At 70.2% G+C, this 11,922-nt stretch carries 11 protein-coding genes; 4 read left to right on the top strand and 7 right to left on the bottom strand.

All coding sequences use genetic code 11. The features are described from left to right. Positions 1-15 precede the first annotated feature (15 nt). Complete coding sequence (locus OG844_RS10195) at positions 16-498, top strand: hypothetical protein (RefSeq protein WP_406389564.1); 483 nt, start codon at positions 16-18, stop codon at positions 496-498. Positions 499-558: 60 nt separating this feature from the next. Here OG844_RS10195 and OG844_RS10190 read toward each other — a convergent pair whose 3' ends face one another. Together OG844_RS10190 and OG844_RS10185 are read right to left on the bottom strand one after the other, a co-directional pair. Then, positions 559-2,103 carry a DUF1996 domain-containing protein gene (locus OG844_RS10190; protein WP_406389563.1) on the bottom strand — a complete coding sequence of 515 codons (1,545 nt, stop codon included), beginning with the start codon at positions 2,101-2,103 and terminating at the stop codon, positions 559-561. Between the two features lie 137 nt (positions 2,104-2,240). Further along, positions 2,241-2,795, bottom strand: a complete 555-nt coding sequence (locus tag OG844_RS10185) for a carboxymuconolactone decarboxylase family protein (RefSeq protein WP_406389562.1) — start codon at positions 2,793-2,795, stop codon at positions 2,241-2,243. A 69-nt stretch (positions 2,796-2,864) separates the two neighbouring features. Between OG844_RS10185 and OG844_RS10180 the strand changes: the two genes are divergently transcribed. Next, positions 2,865-3,347, top strand: coding sequence for a MarR family winged helix-turn-helix transcriptional regulator (locus OG844_RS10180; RefSeq protein WP_406389561.1), 483 nt, complete (start codon positions 2,865-2,867; stop codon positions 3,345-3,347). A 54-nt stretch (positions 3,348-3,401) separates the two neighbouring features. Here OG844_RS10180 and OG844_RS10175 read toward each other — a convergent pair whose 3' ends face one another. Both OG844_RS10175 and OG844_RS10170 read right to left on the bottom strand, forming a co-directional pair. After that, positions 3,402-4,049 carry a response regulator transcription factor gene (locus tag OG844_RS10175; RefSeq protein ID WP_351176050.1) on the bottom strand — a complete coding sequence of 216 codons (648 nt, stop codon included), beginning with the start codon at positions 4,047-4,049 and terminating at the stop codon, positions 3,402-3,404. Next, complete coding sequence (locus tag OG844_RS10170) at positions 4,034-5,302, bottom strand: sensor histidine kinase (RefSeq protein WP_406389560.1); 1,269 nt, start codon at positions 5,300-5,302, stop codon at positions 4,034-4,036. Before OG844_RS10170 ends, OG844_RS10175 begins: the two co-directional genes overlap by 16 nt. 231 nt (positions 5,303-5,533) lie before the next feature. Between OG844_RS10170 and OG844_RS10165 the strand changes: the two genes are divergently transcribed. Beyond that, positions 5,534-7,663, top strand: a complete 2,130-nt coding sequence (locus OG844_RS10165; protein WP_406389559.1) for an MMPL family transporter — start codon at positions 5,534-5,536, stop codon at positions 7,661-7,663. Positions 7,664-7,714: 51 nt separating this feature from the next. Here OG844_RS10165 and OG844_RS10160 read toward each other — a convergent pair whose 3' ends face one another. From OG844_RS10160 to glnII, 3 genes are all read right to left on the bottom strand, one after another. Then, complete coding sequence (locus OG844_RS10160; protein WP_406389558.1) at positions 7,715-8,344, bottom strand: winged helix-turn-helix domain-containing protein; 630 nt, start codon at positions 8,342-8,344, stop codon at positions 7,715-7,717. A gap of 305 nt (positions 8,345-8,649) precedes the next feature. After that, positions 8,650-9,561: a DUF6891 domain-containing protein gene (locus tag OG844_RS10155; RefSeq protein WP_406389557.1), complete on the bottom strand. Its 912-nt coding sequence runs from the start codon at positions 9,559-9,561 to the stop codon at positions 8,650-8,652. An 87-nt stretch (positions 9,562-9,648) separates the two neighbouring features. Beyond that, positions 9,649-10,668, bottom strand: a complete 1,020-nt coding sequence (glnII, locus tag OG844_RS10150; protein ID WP_329211796.1) for a glutamine synthetase — start codon at positions 10,666-10,668, stop codon at positions 9,649-9,651. A gap of 227 nt (positions 10,669-10,895) precedes the next feature. Here glnII and OG844_RS10145 point away from each other — a divergent pair, with 227 nt between their 5' ends. Further along, positions 10,896-11,918 carry a Gfo/Idh/MocA family protein gene (locus tag OG844_RS10145; protein ID WP_406389556.1) on the top strand — a complete coding sequence of 341 codons (1,023 nt, stop codon included), beginning with the start codon at positions 10,896-10,898 and terminating at the stop codon, positions 11,916-11,918. Positions 11,919-11,922 lie beyond the last annotated feature (4 nt).

Raw genomic sequence — 11,922 nt, 5'->3', positions numbered from 1 at the left:
GGGCACGATGGCCGGATGGTGAAGCAGCTTGAGTGGCGACGAGGACGAGGCCGGGGCCCCCGGGCCGCAGCGGCCGTACTTGCGGGGCTTGCCCTGCTTGCCGCCTGCGGCGAGGGAGCGGACGGCGACGACAAGCCTGCCGTGCCGCCGACCGCGACCGGGACGTTGGAGCAGCTGGCGACGAAGGCGCGCTGCGAGCCGAACCTGCAGACCGACGCCCAGGAGATCCGGCAGGCCAACTGCACCACCGGTGACGGGCGTTATGTGCTGGCCACCTTCGCCACCGACCGCGGCCAGCGGGAGTGGATCAACGAGGCCAACGACTACGGCGGTTCGTACCTGGTCGGCCGCAGGTGGGTCGCGGTCGGTGACGCGGAGGTGGTCGCAGCACTGCGCGGCCGGCTCGGGGGGACTGTGGAGACCGCCTCGCCTCACCACTCGGGGAGCAGTGGCAATGGGGGGAGCGAGGGCGGGCACTCCGGTCACCACGGGAGCTGACCGCGCAGGAACGGGGGGAGGTGCCGCTGCGTGTGGGGGAACGGGGGCGTCAGGGCCGCGTCAGCGGCACTTGCGCCCGCCGTTGACGCAGCTCACCACCTTCTTCATCAGCTGGTCGTCGAACACGTTGATGAAGTCACCGTGATCGGTGACGGGCTTGTGCAGCTGCTCCGGGAAGGAGTCGACGGCGAAGCCGGGGCCCGGCGGCACGTCGTACACGATGCGCTGCACCAGTTGCGGAATGGCCCGGAAGCCGTTCGGGCACCGCCCGTCGTCCTGGGCGAACGCCACGTGGGTGCGGTGGTTCGCACTGTCGGTGTTCTGGCCGTCCCAGCAGCTCTGGAAGGCGAAGGAACGCACCACCTGACTGCCTTCCGGGCAGATCGGATACTTGTCCTTGAGCTGCCTGTCCTCGAATCCGGTGCAGCTCCAGGACGCGTTGGCGTTGGCGTCGCCGTTGACGAATGCCTTGGCGTCACCGGTGATGATCCGCAGGAAGCGCGGCATTGCCGTGACCTTCCCGGCCGGGGAACCCACGAATTTCAGCGTGACCTGCGACGGGGTCTGAATCTCTCCGATGTTCTGGTCCTTGCCGCCGCCGTCGGCGCCCACGTCGTTCTCGTCCTGTCCGTTCTGCAGGCGCAGGACCGGCCAGTAGTACGTGGATTTGTCGCCCTGATTACGGCAGGTCGATTCACCGCCGGCCAGATCGTCATCGCTGGAGAAGGCATCCGTGGCCTGATTTCCGACGTAATCGTGCATGTGGTGAGCACCGTTGCTCACTCCGGGTGCGGCAATGACGTTGTCAGGGTTGAATTTGCCGTTCTCGTTCCGACCGCAGTCGGTGGTGAACGTACCGCGGGAGGCGCCCCGGCGGTTTCGGGGCCTGTCGACATTGGGCTCGATGGACTGGATGTCGACAAAGTCGGAGGCTTCGGGGCCATTCCCTTGCTGGCCGCCGTCCCCGCCCTGGTCGTCGCCGCCGTCCTGGCCACCGTCCTGACCCTGGTCGGCCCCTTGATCGGCTCCCTGGTCGCCGCCGCCCTGGTCCTGGCCGCCGTCCTGGCCGCCGTCCTGACCCTGGTCCGCGCCGTCCTCGCCCCCCTGGCCGCCGCCCTGGTCGTCGTCGTCATCGGCGCGCAGACTGCACGGCGCGAGGCCGTTCAGACCCTGCGGCCGCTGCGCCGCATTGCGTTCGATGGCGATGCCGATCCGGTCGAGACTGGCTGCCCGCTTGTTCTTCAGCGGGCCGAGCACCGAATTCTCGGCAAGGTTCGGGTCCTGTGCGATCTGCTCCTTCCGGTCCGCGAATTGCCTGTAGGCGTCAGTGATCTGTGTATCCATTGCCGCGAGTTCGCGGTCGACCTCCGGGCGTGCCTGTTCGGGCACGTCGGGGAGGGCGATTCCCGCGTCGGGGCAGTCGATGGTGGACATCTGCCGGCCGGCGTTCCGGGTGCGGTCGGGGGGTGAGCCCCACGACCCTTCTCCCGCGCTTGCGTAGACATTGACGGCGACCAACCCACCTCCGCCCAGAACGAGAGCGACCGAAGCGACAATCGCCCGGTTGGCGAGTGTCGAACGTTTCTTGCGCGATGTGCGTCCCATGGAACTCCTCTGCTTCGAGGGAGAAGCGTGACGTCCCATACGGAGCGGGCACCCGGCCCGTTCAGAACACTGTGGAATTCGTGGGAATCTCCATGCCCAAATCGACCCGAACACCCGGAACGGTCCATACTCGACTCTCAGGCGAAGGCGGCCAATCGGTCATCCACCGGTGCTCCCGTCATCCGGTTGGCCAGCGTCGACATCGTGTAGGCGCCGATGCCGAGGACCACTTCCAGGGCATTGCGGGGGGTGTGGCCCAGCGACAGGAAGTCCTGCAGCGCGTCCTCGCCGACCGCGCCGGCCGTCGCGAGGACGGCGAGGGTGAACCGGCGTACGCCTTCCAGTCGTTCGTCCGGCAGGGTCTGCGGCTCGGCGGCGCGCAGGGCCGTGATGAGTTCCGGGGCGGCGTCGAGTGCTGTGAGCCTCGCCGTGTGCATGGCCACGCAGATGTGGCACGCGTTGCGGGTTGCCATCGTCATGACGACGACCTCGCGCGCCAGCGGATCCAGCGTGCTCGCCTCGAAGGTCGCGCTCGCCTGGAGGAAACCGTCGAGCAGCTCCGGCGAGGTGGCGAGTCGGGCGACGGCGGACGGGAGGTGGCCTCCCTGCTTCTTCGCCACGGCCTCCATCGTGCGCCGGGCGGCGGGCGGTGCGGAGTGGAGGGTGTGGTCGGGGAACGAGGGTACGGGCATGGCGGTCCTCTCGCGGTAAACTCGACAATGTGATTGACGAAAAGGTAAACCAGGTTGTCGAAGTGCGCAATGGCTGAGCCGGAGGAGGAGAGGGCGGGAGCCGGTTTCGAACTGCCGATATTGCTGTTCGCCGGATTCCGTTCGATCATCGACGAGTTGCACCACGGGCTGGCCGCGCACGGACACCCGGACGTACGTCCCGCCTACGGCTTCGCACTCCAGGCAGTCGGGCGCGACGGGGCGAGCGCCAGCGAGATCGGCCGGCGGCTGGGGGTCTCCAAGCAGGCCGCGGGCAAGACCGTCGAGAAGCTGGAGGGCCTCGGATACGTGGAACGGGTCGACGATCCCGAGGACGGCCGGCGCAAGCTGGTCAGGCTCACCGCGCGCGGCATCGACATGCTGGCCAGGTCCGCCGAGGGATTCGACCGGCTCCGCGCCGAGTGGGTCCGGGCGCTGGGCGCCGAGCGGGTGCGGGCGCTGGAGGCCGACCTGCGCACCATGGCACCGGCGAACGCGTTCCGGCTGGACGCGGAGAGGTGGTTCGCGGGCTGAGCAGCCGGCGGCAGGTCGGTTCGCGCGGTCGGTTCGCGCGGTCGCGGGGCGGGGTCAGCCGCGGTCCAGATAGGCGAGCACCGCGAGAACCCGGCGGTTGTCGTCGTCCGACGGCGGCAGGCCGAGCTTTCCGAAGATGTTCGAGGTGTGCTTGGCCACCGCCCGCTCCGTGATCACCATCTGCCCCGCGATCGCCGCGTTCGAACGGCCCTGCGCCATCAGCTCCATGACCTCGCGCTCCCGGGGAGTGAGCCCGCCGATCGGCTTGTCCTGGGACCGCCGCGACAACAGCTGCGAGATGACCTGCGGATCCATCGCCGTGCCGCCCGCCGCCACCCGGCGGACCGCGTCGATGAACTGGTCCGCGTCGAAGACCCGGTCCTTCAGGAGGTAGCCGATGCCGCCGTTGCCGTCGGCCAGCAACTCCCGCGCGTACAACTGCTCCACGTGCTGCGACAGCACCAGGACCGGCAGGCCCGGCCGACTGCGGCGGGCGGCCAGCGCGCACTGCAGGCCCTCGTCCGTGTGCGACGGCGGGAGCCGGACATCGACGACGGCGACGTCCGGCTCCAACTCGGCCAGGGCCCTGCTCAGTTCGGGCCCGGTCTCCACGGCTGCCGCGATCTCGAAGTCGTAGGCCTCGAGCATGCGCACCAGGCCGTCGCGGAGCAGGAAGAGATCTTCGGCTAGGACAACGCGCAAGGGATCTCCATGGTCACCATGGTGGGGCCGCCCGCAGGGCTGCTGACGGCCAGTACGCCGTCGAATGTACCCAGTCGGCGTTCGATTCCGCTCAGTCCCGAGCCGGTTCCGACCGCCGCGCCGCCCCTGCCGCTGTCCGTGACGGAGATCCGCAACATTCCCTCGGCGTGGTGCATGTCCACCCAGATGCGTTCGGCGCCCGAGTGCTTCACCGCGTTGGTGAGGGCCTCGCTGACCGCGAAGTACGCGGCGGACTCGACGGGAGCCTCGGCCCGCCCCACGAGCTCCACGTTCACCTCGGACTCGACGGGCAGCCGCAGGGCCAGGGCCTTCACCGCGTCCCCGAGCCCTCGTTCGGCGAGGACCGGCGGGTGGATGCCCCGTACGAGATCGCGCAGCTCCGTGAGGGCCTCCGCGGAGGACGCGCGGGCCATCGCCAGCAGCTTCTTCGCCTGCGCCGGGTCCTTCTCGACGAGTGCCTCGATGGTGCCCAGATTCATGCCCATGGCGACCAGCCTGGCCTGCGCCCCGTCGTGCAGGTCCCGCTCGATGCGCCGCAGTTCGGACGCGGCCGTGTCCACGGCCTCGTGCCGGGTCTCGGTGAGCCGGTCGATCCGCAGAGCCATCTCCTGCTCGTGCGTGGGCGCCAGCACCGACCGGGCGAGGACGAAGTGCAGACGCAGCAGCGGCCGGCTCGCCCACAGGCCGAGGTGGAAGATCGCGATGCCCAGCGCCGCGGCCGCCAGCCCCGTCGCCTGGCTGCTGACCGGCACGAATCCGTACCAGTACGTGCTGTCCTCGAACACCCGCCACAGGCCCGCCGCCAGGACGAGGCCCTCCACCGGGTAGACCATCAGCGCGAAGGACACGGCCAGCAGCACGTAGCCGGCTGTCATGTCGACCAGCAGCCACCGCAGGTCCCGCCAGGTCGCCGGGTCCTTCAGCATGAACAGGGTCCGCTCGACCTGTCCGGTGAAGCCGGAGCGCAGGTCCGGCGGGAACCGCCGGTAGGGGACCGGGATGCGGACGTCGGACCAGGTCACCGCGAGGAGCCGGCGCTGGTTGGCGTGCCTGCGCACCAGATGCAGCACATACGGGGTGGTGATCAGCCCGATGCCCAGCAGGACGAAGGCGATGGAGAGCACCGACAGCACGAAGAGCGTGATCGACCCGGCCGTCGCTGCGAACCCCAGGACGAACGACCGCCCGGCCGCAAGCATCGAGCCCCTGATCCGGCTGCGTGACGCGTACATCGTGCTCTCCCCTCGCCGGGGCCCGGTCGGATCCCGTTCGCACACCAGTCTCGCCCGCATCCCGTGAGGACCGTCAGCCGTTCCACCACCCGGTGGGGGTGTACCCAGCACCACCCTCACCACCTGGTCCTACGGCTCCACGAGTGGGGGCTTCGGCGGCTGGGGCGGCGGACCTCGTGTTCCTAGATTCGGATGCATCCTGTCCGACGCTGTTTCTGGGGGCGATACCGCATGAGGCGCAACCTCGCGGCAAGCATCGGTGTGTGGAGCGCACACCACCGTAAGACGGCCGTTCTCGGCTGGTTGCTCTTCGTCGTGCTCGCCGCCGGGATCGGTGGTGCGTCCGGCATGGTCGAGATGTCCGAGTCGGAGAACGGTGCCGGCGACTCCGCCCGGGCCGAGCGGATCCTCGACGACGCGGGTCTCGGCCACCCTGCCGGGGAGCTGGTCATGGTGTCCGCGGCCGGTGCCGGTGACTGGCGCACGGCGGCCGGTGAGATCTCCGCCGCTCTGAGCGCGACCGGAGAGGTCCGGAACCTCGCGGCTCCGGTCCCCTCGAAGGACGGGAAGGACGCGCTGATCACCTTCGAGATGAAGGGCGACGCGGCGTCCTCCGCCGACCGGGTGCAGCCGGTACTGGACGCGGTGTCCGGTGTACGTGAGCGCCACAGCGATGTCGCGGTCCACCAGTTCGGCGAGGCCAGTGCGGGGAAGTGGCTCGGCGATCTGCTGTCCGAGGACTTCCGCAAGGCCGAGTTCACCGCCGTACCCCTGGCGTTGGGCATCCTGCTGGTCGCCTTCGGTGCCGTCGTGGCCGCGCTGCTGCCGGTCGGCCTCGCGCTGACCGCCTGCATGGCCGCGTTCGGGCTGCTGTCGCTCGCCAGTCACCAGCTGCACCTCTTCCAGACCACGTACTCCGTGATGTTCCTGATGGGTTTCGCCGTCGGCGTCGACTACTGCCTCTTCTACCTGCGGCGCGAACGCGACGAGCGGGCCGCGGGACGCGACGCCGAGACCGCGCTGCGCATCGCCGCCGCCACCAGCGGGCGGGCCGTCCTCGTCTCCGGGCTGACCGTCATGGTCGCGATGGCCGGCATGTTCCTGTCCGGCCTGCTGCTGTTCAAGGGCTTCGCGCTCGCCACGATCATCGTCGTGTTCATCGCGATGCTCGGCTCCGTGACCGTGCTGCCCGCGCTGCTGTCCTGGCTCGGCGACCGGATCGACGCAGGACGGGTACCGCTCCTCAACCGGGGCGGCAGGCGGGGCGCGAAGGCGAGCGGCGGCATCGCGGGCAGGGTGCTGGGGCCCGTCCTGGCCGCGCCGAAGGTCTTCGCCGTGGCGGCGGTCCTCGTCCTGCTCGCCCTGGCCGCGCCCGCAGTCGGCATGAAGACCGAACAGCTCGGCCTGGAGGAGCAGTTCGGCTCGGACTCACAGCTGGCGATCGACTACGGGCGCATCTCCGACAGCTTCCCGGGCGGCCCCGCCCCCGCCCTCGTCGTCGTCAGGGCCGACGACATCGGCGCACCCGAGGTCCGTACCGCACTCGCGTCCTTCGACCGGGTGACCGTTCACGCGGCGCAGAACGTCGCGGAGATCGAGGTCCCGCTGCCCGGCGGCAAGGACGACCTGGCCGAACTGCGCGACCGGCGGGTGCCGGAAGCCTTCGACGGGACGGGTGCCGAGGCCTACGTCACCGGTGAGGTGGCCTCATCCGCCGACTTCAACGACCAGCTGAAGCGCGGCATCGTCCCGGTCTTCGCCTTCATCACCGCCGTCACCTTCCTCCTGATGCTCTTCTGCTTCCGCAGCTACGTCATCGCGGTGACGTCGATCCTGCTGAACCTGCTCTCCGTCGGCGCCGCCTACGGGGTCATGACCGCCGTCTTCCAGCACGGCTGGGGCGCCGAACTGATCGGCTCGGAGGGTGTCGGCGCGATCGAGTCCTGGATGCCGCTGTTCGTCCTGGTGGTCCTGTTCGGCCTCTCGATGGACTACCACGTGTTCGTCGTCTCACGGATCCGTGAAGCCCGTGACAGCGGGCTGGACACCCGCGCCTCGATCGACATGGGCATCCGGCGCACCGCGGGAGCGGTGACGGGCGCCGCGGCGATCATGGTGGCCGTCTTCGCCGTCTTCGGAACCCTGTCCATGCAGGACATGCAGCAGATGGGCGTGGGCCTCGCCGTCGCGGTACTGCTGGACGCCACAGTCGTACGGATGGTCCTGCTGCCCTCGGTCATGCTGCTGCTGGGCGAGCGGAACTGGCGGGTTCCGCGCGGGCTCTCCCGGCTGCCGAGCCTGGAGCACAGCGAGCCCGCCGAGTCCGCCGCCGGCCAGGTGACGGCGGGAGCGCCCGGCTGACCGAAAAGGACAGGAGGGAGGCCCCGGAACCCGGGGCCTCCCTCCTGTCCGTCAGGGTGCGTACTTGTAGCCCACGCGCCGGACGGTCTGGATCGAACGGCGGTGCTCGGCACCCAGCTTGCGGCGCAGCCGTGCGACATGGACATCGACGGTGCGCCCGTCGCCCACGTGCCCGTAACCCCAGACCGTCGTCACGAGCTGATCGCGGGTGTGCACCCGGTGCGGATGCGCCACCAGGTGCGCCAGCAGCTCGAATTCGAGGTACGTGAGGTCGAGGGTCACCCCGTCCACGGCCGCGGTGCGCCGGGTGGAGTCGATCCGGACGGGCCCGCCGGCCGGAGCCTCGGAGACCGGCTCCGGCACGAACTGCCGCTGCTGGGAGGAGGCGACGGCCCCGGCGAGCGCCGGCTGCTGGTCCGCGGGGACGAGCACCAGGTAGCCGATCATCGGCGGCCGGCCGGGCAGTGCCGGAAGCGTGTGCTGCGGAGCGGGCAGCCAGGTCGCGCCCGGCGGCAGGAAACCGGCGACATCGGCGAGCTCCACGACTTCGTCACGGTCGACGGCACGCAGCCGGTGTCGGTTGGGGGAGAGGGTGTTGCGGGCGGTGGTGGTGGCCGCAGCGGACACCGCGGAGGCCGCGGTGGCAGCCGAAGCGGTGGAGAGGGTACGAGTGTTCGCCATGAGGGTCAGCTCTTTCGCGCGAGGAGTCGTCGAGGGACGTACGTCGTGCGCGCGGGCCGAAGACCGGGGTGAGCGGCTTTAGAGGGCCTGCGCGTTCCACGCGCGGCAACACACCCGGTCGAAGTCATGATGCTGACGAGAGGGCCAGAACGGCTCGAGGTCGCTGCGACCCGACGAGGTGTACTGGAAGCTGGCCATGCCCCCATTGAAGCAGAGATTGCGGCTGTGTAGCAGAGCCCTCTCACCCGTCGATACGGTCCCGCCGAGTTACCTTCCTCACCTGCGACTTCCGCCCCACCGGCACCTCAGCCCACGAGGCGCTTGCGCCAGTCCTTGACGGGCACCAGGATCGACGAGTCCGGCGAACCGTCCCACTCCACCGGGAGCCCCGACGCGCGCAGGGACTCGGCGACCTCACGGCCCACCGCCGCGGTGGTCGCCGCCGAGCCGTCGAAGCCCCCGTAGTACAGCGCGAGTCCATGGCCCTCGGCGACGGCATCCGTGCCCTGGGAGTGGAAGAAGACGAAACCGCGGGCGTCCTCACTCCCCTCCGAGTGGATCTCCCCCGTCCCGCAGGAACGGCAACAGGTGAAGTTCTCCCGTGCGGTGATCCCGCGTCCGTCCAGCGCGGCGAAGGCGCGCTCGACGCGGTCCGCGCCGGTCACATCCGTCCACCCCGTCTGCTCCTCCACCCGCTCCAGCCACAACCGCTCCACGATCTTGCGCGCCTGCGCCATGGTGACCGGCCGGACGCCGTCCTTGACCAGGTGGTCCTCGGCCGTCTCGGTCAGCGACTTCACGGTGCCGTATCCGCCCCGCAGCGACAGCCGGATCCGCTCCTCCAACTGCTCCCGTATCTCCGGGGCAGGCTCGGGCACCTCTTCCTCCGGAGGCATGCCGGCGCTCTCCCAGCCGATCCCGGCATCCCAGTCCGGCTCCTGGCGCGCCCACCGGGCCATCACCCCGGCCACCTCGTCCGGCGATTCGAGGTCGATCCCGACATGACTCGCGGCGTTGCCGGCGCGGCACTCCAGCCGGTAGCTCCCGCCCTCCTCGTGCCACGTCTGCACGAAGAAGCCCGGCAGGTCGGGAACACGCTGCACCACCAGGAAACGGTCGCACTCCCCGCCGATCCGGTGCACCAGGGCGCTCAGGGCCTGTTCGGTGACGCGCAGGTGCCTCTGCTGGTTCTCGGTCTCCACCGCGATGTCGAGCATGGGCGGAACTCTGGCACACAGCACCGACAGCGAGGGCGCCCACCGCAGTCGGTGGGCGCCCTCGCCGGTGGAACCATGCCGTGCGGATCAGACCTGGTCGGCCTTCTCCAGCGCGGTGCAGCAGGTGTCGACGATCAGCCGCGTGACGACGTACGGGTCGACGTTCGCGTTCGGACGACGGTCCTCGATGTAGCCCTTCTGGTCCTGCTCGACCTGCCACGGGATACGCACCGAGGCGCCGCGGTTGGAGACGCCGTAGCTGTACTCGTTCCACGGGGCGGTCTCGTGCAGGCCGGTCAGACGGTCGTCGATGCCCGCGCCGTAGTTCTTGACGTGGTCCATCGGCTTCGAGCCCTCACCGAGCGACTCGGCGGCGGTGATGATCGCCTCGTAGCCCTCGCGCATCGCCTTCGTGGAGAAGTTGGTGTGCGCGCCCGCGCCGTTCCAGTCGCCCTTGACCGGCTTCGGGTCGAGGGTGGCGGAGACGTTGAAGTCCTCGGCGGTGCGGTACAGCAGCCAGCGGGCGATCCACAGGTGGTCGGAGACCTCCAGCGGAGAGACCGGACCGACCTGGAACTCCCACTGGCCCGGCATGACCTCGGCGTTGATGCCGGAGATCGCGAGGCCCGCCTTCAGGCAGTTGTCGAGGTGCTTCTCGACGATGTCGCGGCCGAAGATCTCGTCCGAGCCGACACCGCAGTAGTAGCCGCCCTGAGCCGCCGGGAAACCGCCCTCGGGGAAGCCGAGCGGACGGTGACCGTCGAAGAACGTGTACTCCTGCTCGATGCCGAAGATCGGCTCCTGGCCCGCGAACTGCTCGGCGACCGGGCGCAGCTCGGCGCGGGTGTTCGACTCGTGCGGCGTCATGTCGATGTTGAAGACCTCGCACAGGACGAGTACGTCGTCACCGCCGCGGATCGGGTCCGGACACGAGAAGACCGGCTTCAGAACCCGGTCGGAGGCGTGCCCCTCGGCCTGGTTGGTGCTCGAGCCGTCGAAGCCCCAGATGGGCAGCTCCGCGCCATCGGTCATGATCTTCGTCTTGGAACGAAGCTTGGCGGTCGGCTCGGTGCCGTCGATCCAGATGTACTCAGCCTTGAACGTCACGGACGCCATCCTTTGCGGGTGCTGCGGTCTATGGTGCGCAGCTTGGCAAGGCGCGATTTCCCGTCCGTTGCCCGAATGTGAACCACGTGTTACCGAGGTTTCCTGTGAATGCCCTGCAGCAGGTGCCCCGGGCCCTGAGGCGTCTCACCGTACGGCGCACTGGATACGGTCCACGCCCCAGGAAGGCCCCGGTCCGCGCCGCAGGAGGGGCCGGGCACACTGGCTGCATGACCACACCATCTGCGTCCACACCGCCCCGCCCCGCCCCGGGCACCCCGATGCGGATCGGCCTCGTCGGCGCGGGCCCCTGGGCCCGCATGACCCATGCCCCCGCCCTCGCCGAACACCCCGGCGTCGTACTGAGCGGCGTCTGGGGCCGCCGGTCCGAGGCGGCGGAGGCGCTCGCCGCCGCCCACGGCACCGAGGCGTTCACCGGCGACGAGGGCATCGACGCGCTCCTGGCCGTGAGCGACGCGGTCGCCTTCGCCGTACCGCCCGACATCCAGGCCCCCCTGGCGGCGCGCGCCGCGGCCGCCGGCTGCCACCTGCTGATGGACAAGCCGGTCGCCACGACCGTGGCGGGCGCGCGCGAGGTCGCCGAGGCCGCGGAGCGGGCCCAGGTCGCCTCGGTGGTCTTCTGCACCCTCCGGTTCGCCACCGGAACCGCCCGGTGGATCGCCGAACAGTCCGCCGCGGGCGGCTGGTTCACGGCCCGGGCCCAGTGGATCGGTGCGCTCTACGCCCCGGGGACGAACAACGAGTTCGCCGCCTCGGTCTGGCGCCGCGAGAAGGGCGCCCTGTGGGACGTCGGCCCGCACGCCCTCTCGGTGCTGATCCCGGTGCTGGGGGAGGTGACGGAACTCGTGGCAGCACGCGGACCGGCCGACACCACGCACCTGCTGCTCCGGCACACCTCCGGTGCGTCCAGCACGGTGACGCTCGCACTGGACGCACCGGTGGGTGCGGTGGGGACGGACGTCGAGTTCAGGGGCGAGCACGGAACGGCCGCCCTGCCTCCGGGGTTCGACGACGCGCTCGGTGGGTTCCGGGCGGCCGTGGACGCACTGGCGGAGGCGGCGCGTACGGGAGTGGCGCACCCCTGCGACGTACGGTTCGGGCTGCGGATCACGGAGCTGCTCGCGCAGGCCGAAGCGGGACTGGGGCCGGTGCCCGCGCAGGCCGAAGCGGGACTGGGGCCGGTGCCCGCGCAGGCCGAAGCGCGACTGGGGCCGGTGCCCGCGCGCTCCTGAGCCC

This window comes from Streptomyces sp. NBC_00887, from assembly GCF_045207585.1.
Note: the sequence above shows the minus strand (reverse complement) of the source record. Positions and strands in the feature narration are given on the sequence as shown.